This window comes from Dapis purpurea BLCC-M126, assembly GCF_050015975.1.
Classification (GTDB): Bacteria; Cyanobacteriota; Cyanobacteriia; order Cyanobacteriales; family Microcoleaceae; genus Trichodesmium.
Map to the genome: position 1 here is coordinate 1 of NZ_JBNHER010000131.1, position 19,729 is coordinate 19,729.

The 19,729-nt window shown below is 35.6% G+C and carries 19 protein-coding genes and 1 rRNA gene; 13 read left to right on the forward strand and 7 right to left on the reverse strand.

Going from position 1 to position 19,729, the window contains the following annotated elements; genetic code table 11:
* Nucleotides 1-186 precede the first annotated feature (186 nt).
* Both ACP6PL_RS11605 and ACP6PL_RS11610 read left to right on the forward strand, forming a co-directional pair.
* On the forward strand, nucleotides 187-1,482 hold the full coding sequence (locus ACP6PL_RS11605) for a M16 family metallopeptidase (RefSeq protein ID WP_426545416.1): 1,296 nt from the start codon (nucleotides 187-189) through the stop codon (nucleotides 1,480-1,482).
* Between the two features lie 925 nt (nucleotides 1,483-2,407).
* Nucleotides 2,408-3,103, forward strand: coding sequence for a PEP-CTERM sorting domain-containing protein (locus tag ACP6PL_RS11610; RefSeq protein ID WP_426545417.1), 696 nt, complete (start codon nucleotides 2,408-2,410; stop codon nucleotides 3,101-3,103).
* A 118-nt stretch (nucleotides 3,104-3,221) separates the two neighbouring features.
* Here ACP6PL_RS11610 and ACP6PL_RS11615 read toward each other — a convergent pair whose 3' ends face one another.
* Nucleotides 3,222-3,344 carry a hypothetical protein gene (locus tag ACP6PL_RS11615; RefSeq protein ID WP_426545418.1) on the reverse strand — a complete coding sequence of 41 codons (123 nt, stop codon included), beginning with the start codon at nucleotides 3,342-3,344 and terminating at the stop codon, nucleotides 3,222-3,224.
* A gap of 83 nt (nucleotides 3,345-3,427) precedes the next feature.
* Between ACP6PL_RS11615 and ACP6PL_RS11620 the strand changes: the two genes are divergently transcribed.
* From ACP6PL_RS11620 to ACP6PL_RS11630, 3 genes are all read left to right on the forward strand, one after another.
* On the forward strand, nucleotides 3,428-3,694 hold the full coding sequence (locus tag ACP6PL_RS11620; protein WP_426545419.1) for an AbrB/MazE/SpoVT family DNA-binding domain-containing protein: 267 nt from the start codon (nucleotides 3,428-3,430) through the stop codon (nucleotides 3,692-3,694).
* A 244-nt stretch (nucleotides 3,695-3,938) separates the two neighbouring features.
* Nucleotides 3,939-4,967 (forward strand): C39 family peptidase, encoded by a 1,029-nt coding sequence (locus ACP6PL_RS11625; protein ID WP_426545420.1) that lies wholly within the window; start codon nucleotides 3,939-3,941, stop codon nucleotides 4,965-4,967.
* 535 nt (nucleotides 4,968-5,502) lie between these two features.
* Nucleotides 5,503-5,682 carry a PEP-CTERM sorting domain-containing protein gene (locus ACP6PL_RS11630; RefSeq protein ID WP_426545421.1) on the forward strand — a complete coding sequence of 60 codons (180 nt, stop codon included), beginning with the start codon at nucleotides 5,503-5,505 and terminating at the stop codon, nucleotides 5,680-5,682.
* Nucleotides 5,683-6,174: 492 nt separating this feature from the next.
* Here ACP6PL_RS11630 and nadC read toward each other — a convergent pair whose 3' ends face one another.
* From nadC to sufR, 4 genes are all read right to left on the reverse strand, one after another.
* Nucleotides 6,175-7,035 (reverse strand): carboxylating nicotinate-nucleotide diphosphorylase, encoded by an 861-nt coding sequence (nadC, locus tag ACP6PL_RS11635; protein ID WP_426545422.1) that lies wholly within the window; start codon nucleotides 7,033-7,035, stop codon nucleotides 6,175-6,177.
* 85 nt (nucleotides 7,036-7,120) lie between these two features.
* Nucleotides 7,121-7,237 (reverse strand): 5S ribosomal RNA (rrf, locus tag ACP6PL_RS11640).
* Nucleotides 7,238-7,541: 304 nt separating this feature from the next.
* Complete coding sequence (locus tag ACP6PL_RS11645; protein ID WP_426545423.1) at nucleotides 7,542-7,913, reverse strand: hypothetical protein; 372 nt, start codon at nucleotides 7,911-7,913, stop codon at nucleotides 7,542-7,544.
* Between the two features lie 99 nt (nucleotides 7,914-8,012).
* Complete coding sequence (gene sufR / locus ACP6PL_RS11650) at nucleotides 8,013-8,735, reverse strand: iron-sulfur cluster biosynthesis transcriptional regulator SufR (protein WP_426545424.1); 723 nt, start codon at nucleotides 8,733-8,735, stop codon at nucleotides 8,013-8,015.
* A gap of 263 nt (nucleotides 8,736-8,998) precedes the next feature.
* Between sufR and sufB the strand changes: the two genes are divergently transcribed.
* From sufB to ACP6PL_RS11675, 5 genes are all read left to right on the forward strand, one after another.
* Nucleotides 8,999-10,435, forward strand: coding sequence for a Fe-S cluster assembly protein SufB (sufB, locus tag ACP6PL_RS11655; protein ID WP_426545425.1), 1,437 nt, complete (start codon nucleotides 8,999-9,001; stop codon nucleotides 10,433-10,435).
* A gap of 745 nt (nucleotides 10,436-11,180) precedes the next feature.
* Nucleotides 11,181-11,963, forward strand: coding sequence for a Fe-S cluster assembly ATPase SufC (gene sufC, locus ACP6PL_RS11660; RefSeq protein ID WP_426545426.1), 783 nt, complete (start codon nucleotides 11,181-11,183; stop codon nucleotides 11,961-11,963).
* Nucleotides 11,964-12,291: 328 nt separating this feature from the next.
* Nucleotides 12,292-13,653: a Fe-S cluster assembly protein SufD gene (sufD, locus tag ACP6PL_RS11665; protein WP_426545427.1), complete on the forward strand. Its 1,362-nt coding sequence runs from the start codon at nucleotides 12,292-12,294 to the stop codon at nucleotides 13,651-13,653.
* 177 nt (nucleotides 13,654-13,830) lie between these two features.
* Nucleotides 13,831-15,093 carry a cysteine desulfurase gene (locus ACP6PL_RS11670; RefSeq protein WP_426545428.1) on the forward strand — a complete coding sequence of 421 codons (1,263 nt, stop codon included), beginning with the start codon at nucleotides 13,831-13,833 and terminating at the stop codon, nucleotides 15,091-15,093.
* Between the two features lie 177 nt (nucleotides 15,094-15,270).
* Nucleotides 15,271-15,648 carry a DUF4177 domain-containing protein gene (locus tag ACP6PL_RS11675; RefSeq protein ID WP_426545429.1) on the forward strand — a complete coding sequence of 126 codons (378 nt, stop codon included), beginning with the start codon at nucleotides 15,271-15,273 and terminating at the stop codon, nucleotides 15,646-15,648.
* A 494-nt stretch (nucleotides 15,649-16,142) separates the two neighbouring features.
* On the opposite strand, the gene ACP6PL_RS11680 is transcribed toward ACP6PL_RS11675, so the two are convergent.
* A complete protein-coding gene (locus tag ACP6PL_RS11680) occupies nucleotides 16,143-16,616 on the reverse strand; it encodes a hypothetical protein (protein ID WP_426545430.1) in 474 nt (157 codons plus the stop codon).
* Nucleotides 16,617-17,075: 459 nt separating this feature from the next.
* Here ACP6PL_RS11680 and ACP6PL_RS11685 point away from each other — a divergent pair, with 459 nt between their 5' ends.
* Together ACP6PL_RS11685 and ACP6PL_RS11690 are read left to right on the forward strand one after the other, a co-directional pair.
* Nucleotides 17,076-17,279, forward strand: coding sequence for a hypothetical protein (locus ACP6PL_RS11685; protein WP_426545431.1), 204 nt, complete (start codon nucleotides 17,076-17,078; stop codon nucleotides 17,277-17,279).
* Nucleotides 17,280-17,883: 604 nt separating this feature from the next.
* Nucleotides 17,884-18,492, forward strand: a complete 609-nt coding sequence (locus ACP6PL_RS11690; RefSeq protein WP_426545432.1) for a cytochrome b/b6 domain-containing protein — start codon at nucleotides 17,884-17,886, stop codon at nucleotides 18,490-18,492.
* Between the two features lie 566 nt (nucleotides 18,493-19,058).
* Here ACP6PL_RS11690 and ACP6PL_RS11695 read toward each other — a convergent pair.
* Nucleotides 19,059-19,184, reverse strand: coding sequence for a hypothetical protein (locus tag ACP6PL_RS11695; RefSeq protein WP_426545433.1), 126 nt, complete (start codon nucleotides 19,182-19,184; stop codon nucleotides 19,059-19,061).
* 25 nt (nucleotides 19,185-19,209) lie between these two features.
* Here ACP6PL_RS11695 and ACP6PL_RS11700 point away from each other — a divergent pair, with 25 nt between their 5' ends.
* A complete protein-coding gene (locus ACP6PL_RS11700; RefSeq protein ID WP_426545434.1) occupies nucleotides 19,210-19,716 on the forward strand; it encodes a PEP-CTERM sorting domain-containing protein in 507 nt (168 codons plus the stop codon).
* The last annotated feature ends 13 nt before the right edge of the window (nucleotides 19,717-19,729 follow it).

Here is a 19,729-nt window from a genome sequence, read left to right on the forward strand (position 1 = left end):
GCGTTTCATGTCGCGTAGCGAAACGGCATATCCAATCGACCAAGAGAAGAGAAATGATATTTCCCAATCTTCAATCCTCTCGGTTTTAACCAGAGGTAATTATCAATTATCCATTATCAATTATCAATTAATGAACTCTACCTTCTGCTATATATAGTTGAAGATAAACGACAGATAAAATCAAGAATGACCTCAACTTTAGTCCCACCAACCCTCCCACATCTAAATACTCCCACCATTCGTCAACTACCAAATGGACTAACTATCATTGCCGAACATCTGCCAGTTGAAGCTGTCAACCTCAATATTTGGCTTAACGTTGGATCTGCCTTAGAATCTGAATCAATTAACGGGATGGCCCATTTTCTCGAACATATAATTTTTAAAGGTACCCCTAAACTTCCCAGTGGCGAATTTGAACGTTTAGTCGAACAACAAGGCGCCGTAATGAATGCTGCCACCAGTCAAGACTACACCCACTTTTACATCACCACTGCTCCCAAAGACTTTGCTAAATTAGCACCTTTGCAATGGGAGGTACTCCTCAACCCCAGTATTGCTGATAACGCTTTTGAACGAGAGCGGTATGTTGTACTTGAAGAAATTCGGCGTTCAGATGATAACCCTAACCGTCGTTGTTATCGAAAAGTCATTGAAACTGCCTTTGAAAAATTACCTTATCGTCGCCCAGTATTAGGTACGGCAGAAATTATTTCTCAACTGCAACCCCAACAAATGCGTGATTTTCACCAGAGTTGGTATCAGCCGAATTCTATGACTGCTACTGTAGTCGGAAATTTACCAGTGGAAGAATTAATTGATATTGTCACAGACTCATTTACAGAAACTGACAATAGTCGAAATACTCCAGAAATACCACTGCCAGCTAATATTAATCTAACGCCGGAGTTACCTTTTACAGAAATAGTTCGCCATGAAGTAGTTGATGAAGCTCTTCAGCAACCAAGGTTAATGATGTTTTGGCGCGTACCTGGGTTAACCGAATTATATGAAACTTATGCCTTAGATGTGTTGGCAACTATTTTGAGTCGGGGGAAAACATCTCGTCTGGTGCGTGACTTACGGGAAGAACGAGGTTTGGTTTATTCTATTGGTACTAGTAACATAAGTTATTGTAATCAAGGTGTTTTCTATGTCTCTGCTAGACTGCCAGAAGAAAATTTAGCTGAAGTCGAAGCAGCGATCGCTCATCACATTCATACTATCCAACAAGAATCAGTGACAGAAACAGAAATTAAACGTATTCGGAGGTTAGTGGCGAATAGGTTTATTTTTGCAAATGAGACACCAAGCGATCGAGCAAATTTATATGGTTACTATCAGTCAATAGTGGGAGACTTAGAACCTGCGCTAAATTATCCTCAGAATATTCAAGCGTTTGAGTCGTCAGATATTCAACAAGCAGCATTGAAATATTTATCTGTTGATGCTTATGGGGTAGTGGTATTTCGACCAAAGTAATTTCAGTTATCAGTTATCAGTAGTGGACTAACATAACCAATTTAGTGCAAAAATGTAGGGTGCGTTAGACGGCTTAAATCTATACTATGAAAGGGATTTAGCAATCTGTAGTAACGCACCATTGAATATGTGTCAATCTAGTAAGGTGCGTTTCGGATATAGCCAACATGAAAAGGCGGTAATAGTAGTCGTAATGAATAACTAAATTAAAAATTCCTGCCGTAACGCACCAAGTAATCAAAAGTAGTAGTCTGTGAAGATTCAATTTTTTGTCAGTGGGAGCAAGATGCTCCCATCCCCTATTAGAATTTTAAAACTCACTAGAAGTACTTTACAATTTCTAGATACAATAGTAAAATAACCATTTTTTGTCTAAAAATTATATAATTCTAATTGAAGTAGCCTTGATATAGCATGATGTCCACTTAGAGGAATGCCTTGAATACCTTGGACTTCTATCTCCCCTCTCGTTCAATTACTCTATTTCATCTTAAGTTGTGTAAATTCACGCTCTCCTCTACCTAGTTGTTTTCTCTACTGATTCGGTCTTTTTCTTTGATGCTAATAGCCAGATTAACCACTATTTCAAGGTTTGTCATACTTTATTGATTTGTTGAATTTGATATTTTTCCTTTGAGACTTTTGTTTTTATTCATCAGTGATCGCACGGGTACAAAGTCCAATGCCGATAATTTATGTTTGTGATTCTAGACAGCTAAAATCCTTATTTCATAATTAGTTCCATTGGTTTTACTCTTCAAAATCTCTTCAGAAAATTTAAAGATTCTCTAAAGATTCTCAAAAAATATTGCAAAAGTTTTTTGAGACTGTTTTAATAAAAATATAGGAAGCACACAAAAGTTTACATTACTGACTCTAACTGCTATCACCTATAAACTTACAACACACAATAGGAAATTTAATCATGTTTAAGAAACTTTCAATTGCTGCTGCTGGCGCTACAATCGCTACTTTAACTGCTGTTCCTGATGCTAGTGCAATTGTAAATAGTAGTTTTGAAAACGATTTCACTGGATGGAGTACAATTGGAAGTACAAGTATAGAAGACGGTAGTTTTGGTACAACACCTTCAGATGGTGATTTTAATGCGTTAATCAATAGTAATGGTGGGGTTGATGAATCTGCGATTAACGCTTTCCTTAACTTGGCTTCAGGAGATATCGAGAGTTTCTTAGGTAGTGATGCTACTGGTTCTGCTATCAAGCAAACTATTTTTGCAAAAGCTGGAGATACTCTAACTTTTGATTTTAACTTTTTGACAAATGAATTTACCCCAGATTATCTGTTCAACGATTCTGCGTTTGTGTCTATCTCAGGCTTAAATATTTTAGCTGATACTAATTCTAATTTTATTACTTCTATAACTCCTTTCTCTGAAGAGACAGGGTATCAAAGCTTTTCTTATACCTTTTCTGAGACTGGAAATTACACTCTAGGATTTGGAGCTGTAAATGTAGGAGACGATGCAGTTAATTCTGGACTTTTAATTGATAATGTTGAGTTGACTTCTACACCTGAGCCGACTACAATATTAGGCTTATTTGCTACTGCTTGTGGAGCATTTTCTTTGCTAAAACGTAATCAAAAAGAAGAAGTGTAGGTTCACCAGTCTAACTCCTTGCAAACCTACGTCACTTTAAAAAACCTAATTTAATTATACCTACAAATATTTGATTTTAGAGAGATTCACCTGAAAGTGTTAGGTGTGTCTCTCAAATTTATTTATGCCATGTAATATTTTCTATTTGTTGTGAATAACTCCATTGAAAATTATCGCTGTAACGCACCAAGCAGTTAAGATTTATGGTAATTAAGTCATCTGTTACTAACTTAACTTTCATAACTCATCACTAAATCTACAGGACTAAAGTCGTTACTACCAACGAGCAATTGTTGACACCAACACCCCAGGTATGATGAGATTTTGTACTCACTTAAACATACCCAAACCAATTTAATCACAACAACCAAACTCGGAGAAGAATATCAAATAGTCATTCCTCCAGAAGTACGCGATACCTTAAAATGGCAACCAGGCGATCGCCTAGAACTAAAAATCGTAGACGACACTATAGTTATAGTCCCAGAAATGAGCCATACATCACGCCTCTTCGGCAAACATTGTCAACTCTGGCAAGAAGAAGATGCTATCAATTACATTCGCTCTCAAAGAGAATCATGGCGAGATTAGAAGAACTAGAAGGAACCCAAATAGCTCTAGAAAGCGTAATTTTTATTTACGCCTTAGAAGGTAATGCACAATTTGGCGATCGCGTCCAGATATAGGAGATTAAACAAATAGCAATAACTATTCTCCAAACTTAAAACAAACTAAAATTCCAAGCAACTTCTCAAAAATATCCCATAATTTGGTCTAGTCCAGAGAATAGTATATTATAGCTGCTGATTACTATTTCCTATTATATAAACCTAGTATGGAACTCAAAGACTTTCTGGGGACGGACCTTAAATACGACGTAAAAACCCTGGCCGATGATGAACACCTGACTCGCGAGATTCAGGCCATACTTATTGACCTAAATATGCTTAACCCTCCAGTCGATGGTATATTTGGCCCATTAACTACAGCAGCACTTCATCGGTTTCAAGTTAATCAAAAAAGTGGTGAAGCTGGATACTTAGGGGAAAAAACTATTACAAAATTGTTCGAGGCAATAGAAGCAAATATTCCCGCAGCTCCAATCATATTAAAAACTAAAAAGGATACTATTCTTAAGTCTAAACCGCTTCAATCTTCTCAATTAACTGATTCAGAAAAACATCATATCCCTGCTAATCAAGAATTTGAACTTTTAGCTTATGCTCCAGTTAGAAATCACTTCCGGATTGCTTTTCGTAACCATAAACACAACAGTTCAGGAGTTTGGTATATCCATGAAAAAAACGTTGAAATTTCTGAAAATAATCAAATTGTACATCCTAAGCTCAAACCAGACAATATCAGAATTAAAGTTCCCTACAAACCAAAACTAGATGATTGGTATAATCCTACAGGCTTATGTAATATTACTTCAATAGCTTCATGTTTAGAATTTTTACAGGCTAATCGTCAGTCTAATTATGGTGAATTTGAAGACGAACTGTACGACTATGCTTTAAGTCAAGGTTACAGTCGTCATAATCCATATCATTTAGTTAAAATTGTTAGAGATTATGGATGTAGAGATACTTTTAAAACTAATGCCACTATTGAAGAAGTTCAAGACTATCTAATAGCAGGAAATCCTGTAGCAATACATAGTTATTTTACCTCTTTTGGTCATCTAATTGTCGGTGTTGGTTTTGATAATGAAGGATTATTTATACACGACCCTTATGGTGAATGGTTCTCTACTGGATATCGTACTGATTTAAGTGGTGCTTATCTACATTATTCTTATCGATTAATTCGTAATGTTTGTATACCAGATGGTAATTTTTGGGTACATTTTATTTCTAAATAGAATAAGAAATACTAATTAACATTACATTTCTTATACTGAAATTTTCACCAAGTTGAAGGAGTAAAACGAGTTATAAACTTGAGATAATTAATTAATATATAAAGTCATTGTGACACTAACGGAGCGGAAGGAAGAATCCCAGGGTTTTAGATATTGCTTCCCTTTTGTTGCAATGAGAATTATTCAACGGAAGTTAATATTATTACCCTGATTTTAACGATGAAAAATAACCATCGGCAAAATTCAAGATTCTCTAAAGTTGAGTATATTTTTGTCAGGCTGAATATTATACTACTCCCAAAACTTTCTGTATATACTATCCAATCTAACTTCATCAAAACTTCATAATTCCTCTTTATGTAGCTATACACCTTAAAGGCTTATTTGGTAATTAATTGCAGTGATTTTAAATACTAAAAACACTATCGTTATTTTTAAAGATTCTGTAAAGTTGAATATGAAGGGGTTGCAAAAACTTTGAGGGGGAGGATAAATTAAATACAAGAGTAAAATCAACACACAGGAAAATTAAATCATGTTGAAAAATCTTTCAATTGCTGCTGCTAGCTTAACAGTCACTATTTTAACATTAGGAGCTGCACCAGCACACGCATCAGAAGCTGTATCTGTACCTGAACCTGCTTCTATCTTAGGTATAGTATCAGCAGGTGCTTTAGGCGCAGCTACCCTTAAGCGTAAACAAGAAGAAAAGTAGGTTGACAGATCTAATCTCTTGCCAACCTATCCTCATTTTTCAAATACAAGTTAAATTATACCTTCAAATATTTGATTGTTAAAGATACACACCTAATATTTTTTTAGGTGTGTCTATTGTTTTTGTTTATGTAATATTCTGTCTAGCAAAACAACTATACATTATAGGTTCGTTTGTAGCTTGGTTCCACAAAGTGGTAGGATAAAAAAAACAAACTAATATTATTTATCCTTGAATGACCACAAATAATAGTTAATCGGCAACATAGAACAGACAGAAAATTAGGAGATGCTAGAAGAATAGTACACAGATACATTTAAAATCCTGCGTTACGACATATACTTCAATACCTTTCAACACCTAGATTTTGGGGCAGGTTTATTTTATCTGATAGTTAAACTGCTTAATTTAACGTGGAACCCGCTCCTACTATTGCAACATTTTAGGTGTATCATGTTACTACAAGTTTTGCAATTCTCAATTCTCAATTCCCTATTCTATTTTCATACTTAAATCTAACCAAGTTGACCGAGTAATAGGAGCGCTAGTAGAAATATAATCTACTCTTGTTTTGGCCACATTCCTAATAGTTTCCAGGGTGATATTTCCGGAAGCTTCTATTTTAATCCGACTATTATTTTGCCGAATCATTTTAACTGCTTCCTCCATAACTTCAACAGACATATTATCTAGCATAATAATATCTGCTTGATACTCCAAAGCAGTCTCTACTTCTACTAATGTTTCTGTCTCTACTTCAATAGTTAAAGGATAAGGTATCGTTTCTCTGACTTTAGCGATCGCTTCCCCAATACCTCCAGCAGCAGCAATATGATTATCTTTAATCATCACCGCATCATCCAAACCCATCCGATGATTTTTTGCCCCACCGACTTGAGTAGCATATTTTTCTAATATTCTGAGACCAGGTGTTGTTTTCCGAGTATCAACAAGTTGTACTGGCAGATCGGCAATTTTCTCTGCATATCTACGAGTCATGGTTGCTATCCCACTCAGACGCATTCCCAGATTTAAGGCCACCCTCTCTCCAGTTAGTAAACTATTTAAAGGCCCATCTAATTTAGCAATGACTGTTCCCTTCTCGCACCATTCCCCCTCTGCAACAGTGGGTAAAAAATTTACCTTTTCATCCAGAATTTGAAATACCCTGGCTGCTATGGGTAATCCTGCAATGACTCCTGCTTCCTTTACTAACCAATGGCCTGCTCCTAAGATTACTTCATTTCCTGCAAATAGGCCAGAAGTTGTGCGATCGCCCCTACCAATATCTTCTAGCAGCCAATCTTTTAATAAATTGTCTAATATTATTTTTGATGGTAGAACTGCTTTCATAGTTTTCCCTATTTCCCATGATTTTCCATTTTGCCAAAAAACAAAGGTTCTCTCGTATCGTTGAGAGAACCTTTGTTCATATTTAACCTGGCATCGTGCTATTTTACCGGGCAGCTACCCACCGAGTATCTTCGCCACTCTAGCGTTTCACTTCCGAGTTCGGGATGGATCGGAGTGGTTCCACTACGTCATAGACACCAGGAAAAGCTAATAGTTAGTTATATTAATTATATTTGCCTTTAGCCATTTATAGGTTAAGGCGTCTTTTTTTCCTGACATTTATTAATATAAGTACCTTTTCTATGAATGTCAACCCCCTAAGCAAAATTTTTTTTCCGTCTCAAACTTTCAGCTCAAATAGGCCATTTTTCTTAAACTACCTAACCCTTTGGGTATTTAGAGAAGGGGACTTAGGAGGATTCTAAGTTGATACTACGCAAAAAGCGTCCATCTCCTAATCATCCGTATATCTGTGCCAAAAATCCTTGTCTAGCCTTCCTTCTTTTTTACTCAATTTTTCCTTTCTTCTCAAACCATTTAACCACCTGTTGAACTGTTAAATCCTGAAGTGGTATAGAAGATTCTTGAGCAACCTGCTTTAAGTGAGGTAACGAGGCCATCACCAATCTAGTAAAGAAGTTCTCAAAATTAGCGTCTATATCTAAATTTTGCTTCAGACTTTCATCCTTTTTAATCCAAGTTTTCACCTGTTCAGAAGGTATTTCCTCTAGAGTCAAAGCAGTTTCGGCTGCTATTTGCTTTAAGCACCTTAAAGAATAAATGGCCAATCGTGTTGAAAACTTATCCTTGGAAGTTAGAAGCGCTCCATCAACTTGAGCAGACTCCTCTGGTGTTAAAAATTCTATAGATTGCTGCATATCAACTTTTAATTTTATATTTTTTTTACTGACAGTATTAAATACAAATCACACTACTTCTTCCTTCTTCCTTTTTCCTTCTTCGTGTATAAAGACAAATCACACCACTTCTTCCTTCTTCCTTCTTCCTTCTTCCTTTTGTTTAGTAATTAAATAACCACAACGATGTTCTCCATTAACAATCCAATGAGTTCTCTCCACAGTACAATCATGCAGTACAGCACCAAACATCTCTAACTCATGGCCACAAACACTGGGGAAAGATTCGGCCACATTAGATATGGCACAGTTGTGTTCTATCAATATATAGCCTTCAACTTCCTCTAAAATTGAATCACTTTTGAATTTTGAATTTTGAATTTTGGCTTGTTCATTAGGATACCACTCTGCCATGTAACCCTCAGCTTTGCGGAGTTCAACTAAATGTGCCACGCGCTCTTGCACTGAACCTGTTCCCAATAGTTGGCGATAGTGCATTGCCTTACGTTGCCATTGTTTGTGCAGCACTTGGGTAAGTTGGTCATGTCCCATCGTTTCTGCCAAGGTATCCAGAAAAGAAACAGCGAACTGATCGTAACTGTGGGGAAAGCGATCGCGTCCCTGAGTTGTCAGTTCATAGATATGTTGTGGCCTTCCCATTCCTGTTTGTACTGATTTATATATAATTAGTCCTTCTGTTTCTAAGTCTTTCAAATGGCGACGTATAGCCTGGGGGCTAATTTCCAATGACTCAGCCAACTCCAAAGCAGTAGCTTGAGTTCGCTTCATTAAATGTTGCAGGATTTCTTGTTTGGTTGAATTTTGTTGAGTTGTTTCCATCATTTTAATTATCAGTTATCAGTTATCAGTACCTCCAATAATAGGGAGGCCAGAAAATCCTAAATTTCTTTTTTATACCCTTGAAAAAAGACCCTTGAGACCTTATTTATTGGCTAAAAAATTTTTTTTTATTGGACTTTGACAATATCACTGTTGTTAATGTAACCTAAAATAGACTTAAGCAACAAATAAGTTGTTTAAATCTAAAAGGCCACTAGAGCCTCTTTAATTACTAAGTAAGTAAATATAACTAGGAAATAATTACAATGACTGCTAAAGTAACAACCTTAGTCAATCAACCTTATAAATATGGTTTCGTCACTGATATTGAATCAGACACCATTCCTCGTGGACTCAGCGAAGATATAGTTCGTCTGATATCTGCTAAAAAGAATGAACCAGAGTTTATGCTCAACTTTCGTCTCAAAGCATATAAAAAGTGGCTGGAAATGAAAGAACCTGTTTGGGCGCAGGTTGACTATCCACAAATAGACTACCAGAATATAATTTACTATTCAGCGCCAAAAGTTCAAGATAAGAAGAAAAGTTTAGACGAAGTAGATCCAACCCTTTTAGATACCTTTGAGAAACTTGGCATTCCTCTATCAGAGCAAAAACGTTTAAGTAATGTTGCAGTTGATGCTGTATTTGATAGTGTTTCTGTTGCTACTACTTTTAAAGAAAAGCTTGCTGAAGAAGGAGTGATTTTTTGTTCTATTTCTGAAGCAGTAAAAGAATATCCAGAATTAGTGGAAAAATATCTGGGTAGCGTTGTACCAGTGGGAGATAATTTTTTTGCTGCTCTAAATTCTGCGGTATTTAGTGATGGCTCTTTTGTTTTTATTCCTAAAGGTGTACAATGTCCGATGGATTTATCTACCTACTTTAGAATCAATAACGGTGACTCTGGTCAATTTGAGCGCACTCTAATTGTAGCAGAAGAAGGTAGTTCTGTCACCTATTTGGAAGGTTGTACGGCTCCAATGTTCGACACGAACCAACTTCATGCTGCTGTAGTAGAGCTTGTTGCTTTGGATAACGCTGATATTAAATATTCCACAGTGCAAAACTGGTTTGCTGGGGATGAAAATGGTAAGGGTGGTATCTATAATTTCGTGACTAAGCGCGGTTTGTGTAAAGGAGTAAATTCTAAAATTTCCTGGACGCAGGTAGAAACTGGTTCCGCTATTACCTGGAAATATCCTAGTTGTGTTTTAGTGGGAGACAACTCAGTGGGAGAATTTTATTCTGTTGCTCTAACGAATAATAAACAACAAGCAGATACAGGTACAAAAATGGTACATATCGGCAAAAATACTCGCAGTACAATTATTTCTAAAGGTATTTCTGCTGGTAACTCTGCTAATAGTTACCGTGGTTTGGTGAAAATGGGATCTGGTGCGAAGGGAGCGCGGAATTATTCTCAATGTGACTCAATGTTAATAGGCGATCGCGCACAAGCAAATACTTTTCCCTATATTCAAGTAGATAATAATACTGCCAAGGTTGAGCATGAAGCTTCTACTTCTAAAATAGGAGAAGACCAACTTTTCTATTTTACTCAAAGAGGTATTTCTGCTGAAGATGCAGTCTCTATGATTATTAGTGGTTTCTGCAAGGATGTATTTAATGAGTTGCCGATGGAATTTGCTGCGGAAGCTGATAAATTATTGAGTTTGAAATTAGAAGGAACGGTGGGATAATGGATAATTGATAATGGATAATTGATAATTAATCCCCAGAGGTTTAAAACTTCTCATTTTAGTGAATAATGGATAACTAGAGAGAGAGAGTTTTCATTATTTATTATTCATTATAAATTAATAAAATTTCTGTACTTGATTCAATCTTTTCGTTTTTAGCCAGAGGTAATTAATAATTGATAATTAGCCTAAAAATGTAGGTTGGGTAAAACGAAGTGAAACCCAATATCAGCGTTATTATTGCTATACTTTATAAATATATTTCTTAATAAGGGATAGGTTATTAAGTAGTTATGCAGAATTAATTACACATACTTTCAAGCCGAAAAGCATATGTTCCTGTGATTTAGGAATAAAATTAGGTAATTAATTTTACCTAATTCAGAGGTATAAAGCCTGCCATTTTAAGGGAATGAAAAAGCGGTCGTTTGCGGAGCATTCCGAAGAATGAGATGGCGAGGTTTCCTGCTCTTGCAGAGCCGCTAACGCTTTTCATTTCGCGCAGCGTTAACGCGCGTTGTGCGGAACGCTAAACGCCATATCCAATCGAGTAAGAGAAATATTCAACTCAGCATTTCAAGCCTCCGACTTGAGTCGGAGATACTGATAACTGATAACTGAAATGACCTAGGTACTTGTTGTTGGGTTACCCTGGCGGGAAGCAAGCTACGTTCCTCAACCCAACCTACACTTATTCACGCATTTTACTAAAAAAAATAATTCAGAACTGTTCAAAGGTGTAAACATGATTAAAGAAAATAGCGAAGTTATTTTATCTGTTAAAAACTTAACAGCTAATGTAGAAGGAAAAGAGATTCTTAAAGGTCTGAATCTAGAAATAAAAGCCGGAGAAATTCATGCTATTATGGGTCCGAATGGTTCCGGAAAAAGTACCTTCTCTAAAGTATTGGCAGGTCATCCTGCTTATGAAGTGACAGGGGGAGAAGTTACATTTTTAGGCAAAAATTTATTAGAGATGGAGCCAGAAGAACGTTCATTAAATGGGGTTTTCTTGGCATTTCAATATCCTCTAGAAATTCCTGGAGTGAGCAATTTAGATTTTTTGCGAGTTGCTTATAATACTAAACAAAAACATCAAGGATTAGAAGAATTAGATGCTTTTGATTTTGACGATTTGGTACGGGATAAATTAGATATTGTCAAGATGAAACCAGAATTTTTAGACCGCAGTTTAAATGAAGGTTTTTCTGGAGGAGAAAAGAAGCGAAACGAAATCTTACAAATGGCATTGTTAGAACCAAAATTAGCAATTTTGGATGAGACAGACTCAGGGTTAGATATTGATGCTTTGAGAATAGTAGCAAATGGAGTAAATCAATTAGCAAATGAATCAAATTCTATGTTAGTAATTACTCACTATCAACGTTTGTTAAACTATATTGTGCCAGATTTTGTTCATGTAACGGAAGGCGGTAGAATTATTAAAACTGGTACAAAAGAACTAGCATTAGAACTAGAAGAAAAAGGTTACGATGATGTGATTGAAGCAGCAAAAGTAGGGGCTTAAATAATTATTAATTATTAATTACCTCTTCTTATTGATTTATTATAAAGAATGAGGATTGGCTAAAAGGATTTTTTTTGATGCAGAAACATTCAATTGTTTCCCCCTACTTCTTACTCCCTCTTTTCTAGAGATGTCTAATAACTGATAACTGAAATGACTACTTTTTTAATTACTTAATAATTGAAGTGTCACCTAAGTATAGTATTATAGCAGTCGAAGCCAAGAGCGCGGACATTTCTCAATCTTGAAACCCTTTGACAGTGTACTATTCCCTGTTCCCTGTTCCCTAGCGCGTAGCGCTATACTTTTGATAATTGGTATAAAAATTATGCAAGTGTCCGTAAAACCAGAGGTATCTTATTTAGACAAATTACTGGAAGAATCTTGTAAAGCAGTTTCTCCAACTGTACCCCCAGAATTTCCTCTAGATGTCAAAATGGCAGCTTGGTTACAACAAGTGCGCGATGGTGCAGCAACCTGGGTGCGTGAGTTAGCTTTTCCAACTAAGCAAGATGAGGAATGGCGCTTTACTGACTTATCTGAAATGATGAAGTTAGGTTTCCAAGCACCTGCTCCAGTAAACTTGGATGTTTTGAATATCGCTCCCTTTATTTTACCGGAAGCAATAGACAGTCGGTTAGTATTTGTCAATGGGGTATTTGCACCTAATTTGTCATCGGTGACAGATATAGAAAATCAGGTATTTGTGGGCAACCTGGGGCAGTTGCCGACTGAATATCAAGAGCAGGTTAGCAATTATTTGGCACAACAACCAGGGAGTCAAGAAGTATTTACCGCCTTGAATACTAGTGGTTTAACTGATGCAGCAGTAGTATGGTTGCCAAAAAATCAGGTGGTAGAAAAACCAATACATCTATTATTTATTGCTACTCAGACGGAAATTCCCATATTGACTCAGCGCCGTTGTTTAGTAGTAGCGGAAAGTAATAGTAGTGCGAAAATAGTTGAGCATTGCGTGACAGCAGAAGTAATTTGTCCAGAAGCACCAACTTCTCATCCTTATCTGACAAATACTGTTACAGAAATATGGGTAGAGGAAAATGCAGAAATTAATCACACTAGGGTGCAGCGAGATGCAGGAGCAGCATTTCATATTGGCAAAACAGCGATCGCTCAAGCTAAAAATAGTCGCTATACCTGTAATGCTATTCATTTAGGAGCAAAGTTATCTCGTCATAATTTAGAAGTTGCTCAAATGGGTGAGGGAACGGAAACTAATCTTTATGGTTTGGCATTTATTGGCAATGAGCAACAAGCGGATACTCACAGCAGCATTATTTTGAATCATCCCAATGGTATGACTGATCAACTTTATAAGTGCATTGTTGACAATAAAGCCCATTCTGTATTTAATGGCAAAGTCTATGTTTCTCAAACTGCCCAGTTAACAAATGCTGCTCAGTTAAATCGTAATTTGTTACTTTCTTCTGGAGGGAGAGTTGATACAAAACCTCAATTAGAAATTATTGCCGATAATGTTCAATGTTCTCATGGAGCAACTGTTAGTCAGTTAGATGATGATGAGGTTTTTTATTTGCAAAGTCGAGGTTTAAGTCAAGAAGCAAGTCGCAACTTATTAATTGATGCTTTTGCAGCAGAAATTATTAACAAGTTGCCCTTACCTTCTTTGCAACATATTTTAAAACAATGTGTTGCTTGTAAAGTTTAAAACAAGGAGCAAGGAAGAAGGAATAAATAAGGAAAAAGGTGAGTTAAAAAGTTTTTGTTTGTAGTAGGGCTTTAGCCCGAAAATTATAGATAGGGCTAGAGCAATTCTACAAGCTGTAATTATAACTATTTAACTAGAGATGATATAAGTCAATACTAATAACTGATAACTGAAAAGATGACTATTATTCAAGACAGAACTTTAGCAGATAAAGTACGAGCAGATTTTCCGATTTTAAATCAGGAAATAAATGGTAAACCACTGGTTTATTTAGATAATGCTGCTACTTCCCAAAAACCATTAGCAGTTATCAATGCTTGGCAGGAATACTACCTTAAATATAATTCCAATGTACACCGAGGTATTCATACTTTAAGTACAAAAGCAACAGATGCTTATGAGGGGGCAAGAGATAAAGTAGCTGCTTTTGTTAATGCCACATCTCGGAATGAAATTATTTATACTCGAAATGCTAGCGAAGCTATTAATTTAGTTGCTTATTCTTGGGGTTTAAATAACATTAAATCAGGAGACGAAATTATTGTCTCAGTTATGGAACATCATAGTAATTTTGTTCCCTGGCAAATGATTGCTCAAAAAACTGGAGCAGTTTTAAAATTTGTCGAATTGACTGAAACTGAAGAATTTAATTTAGAACAATATAAAACTTTGGTTTCAGACAAAACAAGGTTAGTAGCAGTTGCCCATGTTTCTAATGTTTTAGGCTGTCTTAATCCAGTAAAAGAAATCTGCTCAATCGCTCATCAAAATGGAGCTAAAGTATTAATAGATGCTTGCCAAAGTGTACCGCATTGTGTGGTAGATGTGCAGGCAATGGATTGTGATTGGTTAGTAGGTTCTGGTCATAAAATGTGCGCTCCAACTGGCATCGGTTTTCTTTATGGAAAATTGGAATTACTGGAGCAAATGCCTCCATTCTTAGGAGGAGGGGAAATGATTTCTGAGGTATTTCTTGACCATTCTACCTATGCAGAATTACCTCATAAGTTTGAAGCAGGAACACCAGCTATTGGAGAAGCGATCGCTCTTGGTGCAGCAGTAGATTATCTGACAAATATAGGTATGGAAAAAATCCATAATTATGAAGCAGAATTAACTACTTATTTATTTGATAAATTACGTCAAATTCCCGAATTAACTATTTACGGACCTCAACCAAATATCAATGGTGAAGGTAGGGCAGCATTAGCATCTTTTACAGTAGAAAATCTTCATCCCAATGATTTATCAACAATGTTAGATGAAGCAGGGGTAGCTATTCGTTCTGGTCATCATTGCGCTCAACCTTTGCATCAATATTTAAAGATTTCATCCACAGCAAGAGCAAGTTTATATTTCTATAATACTCGTGATGATATCGATGCTTTTATTGTTGCTTTGAAAGACACAATAGAATTTTTTGCTAGTATTATGGGTTAAAGAAAAATTTGGGTTTAATACTTAAGAAAGGCAAGAGAAACTCGGCAGAATGTAATTAATTTTGTGTACCTGCTGAATTACGCCTACCTAATTATATGTTGGGTTTTGTACCTTAACCCAACCTAAAAGAGCAACTAAAATTCCAAATTTTTTTGCAACTATATGGAGGTTATATGTATGAGAGAGTGGCACCTCAACAAACTTATAGTTATTAACTTAATTTTTCTGAATATTGCTATTATTGTCCTAGCAGTAGCATTAATTTTTGCACCCAATCAAACTTTAGCAACTTCCATCCCTAAACCTCAAGTAAAAACAGAGTCAAAAATTGAATTGGTAAATTCAGAAAAGTTAAGTCAGGGTAGGGGGAGAAAATATGAGTATAAAGTTGAATATCAATTTGGTTTTCCTCAAAGTGAGCAAGAAAGAGACAACTATACAAAAGCTTTAAATGAAGCTGGAAAAGATGGATGGGAATTAAGTCAAACTGACGTTATTTTTAATCCGACTAACGGACAGGGGTTGTATATTTTGATTTTTCAAAGAGAGAAATAAATTTTGATTTTTACCTTTATGTTTATAAATCTAGATTAGTAGTAGACTGACACACCTAAAATATTTTCATTAATTGATAATTGATAATGGATAATTGATAATTACCTCTGGTTAAAACTGAGAGGATTGAATATTCAATCCAGTAGGATATCTAGTGCAGGATGACGGAAATAAGTGACCAGTGACAAAATACTCAAAGCCTTACCAATCAAAACTTCTGACTTCTCCTCCTGGCTCCCCTCCTAGGAGGGGCGGGGGTGGGTTGGTTTAGGGGTGGGTTGAATTCTGACTTATGACTTATGACTTCCGCGTAGCGGTACTAGCTTTATTTTGTCAGTAAATCTGAGTAAATGAAGACCCTTTACCCAAACCCTCTCCTTTGTCCGACTTAAGTCTCCCTCTTTCAAAGAGCAAGTTAGGTTTTTACGCACAATTTTAGTCTAGACACGCTACTCTTAAGTAATTTAAGATTGTTTTTGAATAGTTAGTTAATCCTATTTTTGTGCGACAACTTCAATTATTTCTGTATCCATAATCATCTTGCTATTACTAACTAAATCTTCGTGCTTATTAGTATTTAGACTAACCGTTATTTCATTCTTACCTGGTTCTAAATTTCCGAGATAATACCAATTACTATAAATTCTCGTTATTTTTTTCCCGTTGATATACAAATGAGCATGGCCTTCATAGGGGTTACTACTTTGGTTAACTGTTTCGGGAACCAATTTAAAATTAGTTAGTTTTAACTCTAAATTCCATCCTTTCATGCTATCTTTATAAACAAATAAGTCTACTCCAGGAACTGGTTTTCCTGGCGGAATTTCTATTTTTTTATGACTATGATTCATGTGACTGTGAGATTGATCGGCAACTACAGAATTACTCGAAGAATTGACAGTAGTGGCGACTCCTAATCCAGCAGTTAAAATTACCATTGTGGATGTTAGCTTGAGTATTTTATTCATATTTATTTTTCCATAGTTTATTATTAGTCAGCACATCATATAGAAGAATAGTAAAAATATCAAAAGACAAACTGTCATAGTTATCAATTGAAAATTTAATAATTTATAACTGTTTAACTGGAAATGATATAGCGTTTTTCAGTCTAATAGACCTCTCCGATAATCAAAAATCAAATCAATCCCATACGTATAAATCATCAATTCTTTCCCCCTACTCCCTACTCCCTCTTTTCCGGAGATGTCTAATGAGGTACATATCTCTTTATGTTGTATTCTATTCCCTATTCCCTAAAACCAAAGAATTTTGTACCTCACCAGCATGGGAATTACTATATTAATTTTGCCAGGTTTATAAAAGGCTTCTATAATGTCGAGAAGTGAGTTTTTTATAATGAAGTTAAGAGTAGCAATAGAAAATAAAATCAGGTAAAATAAAAGTAGTTAAAAAAGGAGTGTGATATGGATAGGGAACAAATTAAGCGTATTTATGAGCAAGTAGCATCGAAAATAATTTACGATAGAATCGAAAATCGTGAATCATATTTAGTATTTGAAAGAAAACTATTGCAAGCATATAGAAATAGTGAAGAGGCTAGCAGAAAATACTATGAATTAGAAATGCTAATCAGAGAGTCCAGTAAATCTACTTTCATTAATGGATAATGGATAATTGATAATGGATAATTGATAATTACATCTCCCTTTTAGGGCAATGCTTTATAAACATCTTTCTTAACATAAAACTTGACAAAATAGACAAGTTATGATTAAGTTTTGAATCGGCTTTTTCAGGAGAAAAGAGTATTTTTCAATACTCTTTTTTATCAATGTAGACAGGATTCTTCCTCCCCATCCTCCCCATCCTCTCCACAAGGGTTTCAGGAGTTCCTTATAAGGGATAGCTTTTAGGGAGAGGATTGACACAAATGTTGAAAAGATTTATTTCTCTTGGTCGATTAGATATGGCGTTTTCGGCTAAGAGCCGACATGAAACGCAATCCCATCCTAACGGACTGCTCCGCAAACAACCGCTTTTTTCCCTTTGAAAGGGGAGGCTTCAAGGTGTGAATTATCTAATTATTTAATTGCTTAATTATTAATTATTTCGGTAAAATAGAAGTATTTATTTTTTACTTATTACTTATGATGATAATATATTCACCAATTTATATTAGTAATTGGTGATTTTTTTTCAAAAAAATAAGGGAAAATGTAAAAAAAAAGCTGTCATACTGTCAAATTGAATCTAGAAATAATAGAAAAAATTATGTCAAAAACTCAACTCTATAAACCTTTTTTGCTCCGTTTATTTCACAGTATTAATGCTTTATTGGTAATCGCTTGTGTAATTACAGGGTTTTTGGTTTATGACAGTTGGGATGGTAGATTTGGCAAAGTCGGTTTGACTATCAAAAACCGTAGTTTAATAGATATTCATGGAACTTTTGCTTTTGCTTTATCATTTGTATTTTTGGGATTTATTATAGTTAGCATTAAAGTCGGCAGAAGCCGTTTAGTAAAATCAGATGATTGGCAAAAATTGAGAAATAACGTGGGTGAGAATATTTGGTGGTATAGATTGCATCGCGTAGTCAATACCACAATTTTATTCTCAGCAATACTATCAATAGGTTCGGGAAAATTTCAAAATGAAAATTGGTTGCCTAATGGCGAAATGTATCATTTTTGGTACTCCCTGCATCTGATAGGTTGGCTAATCATGTTATTAGCGATCGCTACTCACTTATTACTGAGTGGTAAAGTAGGTGGATATCCTCTAATTTTATCCATGTTTAATGTAAAATATCTGCCTCAAGAAAGTCCGAAATTATGGCCAGAAAAAATTATGCTTTGGTTAAAACATCCCAGGTGGTAATACCGTTTGTCAAACATTGGGAGCAACTCTCCAGATACCAGAGTCTTGTCAAAAAACTCTAAACCTCTCTCTCAAAACCTATGCTTTATAAACATCTTTCTTAACATAAAATTTGACAGGCATAGACAAGTTATTTCTTTACCATTCAATCAATATTTTGGGAGAGTCAAAGTATTTAATTAGAGGTTTTTCCCCCACTTCCCCATTTCCCCAGCTCCATTCCAAAGGGTTTCAGGAGTTCCTTATAAGGGATAGCTCTCAACACCCAGGTTTATAGCGACTCTCTGAAAAATCATCTGGTAAATATTTGGTAAAATAATTGCGCAATAGTTTTTTTTGTAATAGTGCAATTGTAGATTAAAAATTTTAACATTACTTAACATTAAACTGAAATTAACTAATGCCAAATGAATAAAATATGCATGATTATACTTAGAATAAATACAGTATAAATACATATTTTTAAAGATTTGGTAAAGTTTATTGATACCCCATTGACAAACCCTTTTACACAAAATAAGGTGTAACTAAGGTAAAAGTTGAATAATATTACAAATAACAGGAGATTAACAAAATATGTTGCCAACTAAACTACTAACAACTGCTGCTGCTGCTACTACAGCGATCGCCACTACTCTATCTTTTGCCTCTGCTGCACAAGCAATCAGTTGAGATTTGAGTAGTTCTGCCACCGGATTAAACTTAGGTTCTACAGGGGTGACATACGATGTATCTATTACTGGAGGAACAGCATCCGGAACTATAGATGGTAATTTTCAAGGTGGTGCTGGTAGTAGTGTAACTGTTACATTCAGCGAAGCTATTGATTTGCTGGTAAGTCCCACTAATGTAAGTTCACCTTTTAATGACTTAGAGGATCGAGTAAATCTGCTTGTTAGTCCTAGTAGTAGTATTTCCGTATTAGATCCTGAAAATGAACTTGATCTACTTACTCCAGTGACCTCTAATCTTAGCTGGACATACTCCCCTGAGTTTCCTAATCCTGAAGGACGACCATTGAATCAGGAGTGGTCTCTCAGTGCATTAGATACTGACACTTTCACATTTTCTATTAACACTTCCAGCGCTTCCCACACTATTGCTAACTTTGATGCTACAGTCAGCACAGGTAGTACAGCAGTAACTCCTGAACCTACCTCAATTCTTAGCCTCTTCGCCCTTGGAACATTTGGCGTTCTCAACCGTAAAGGCAAGAGAAACTAACAGAGTATAGTGT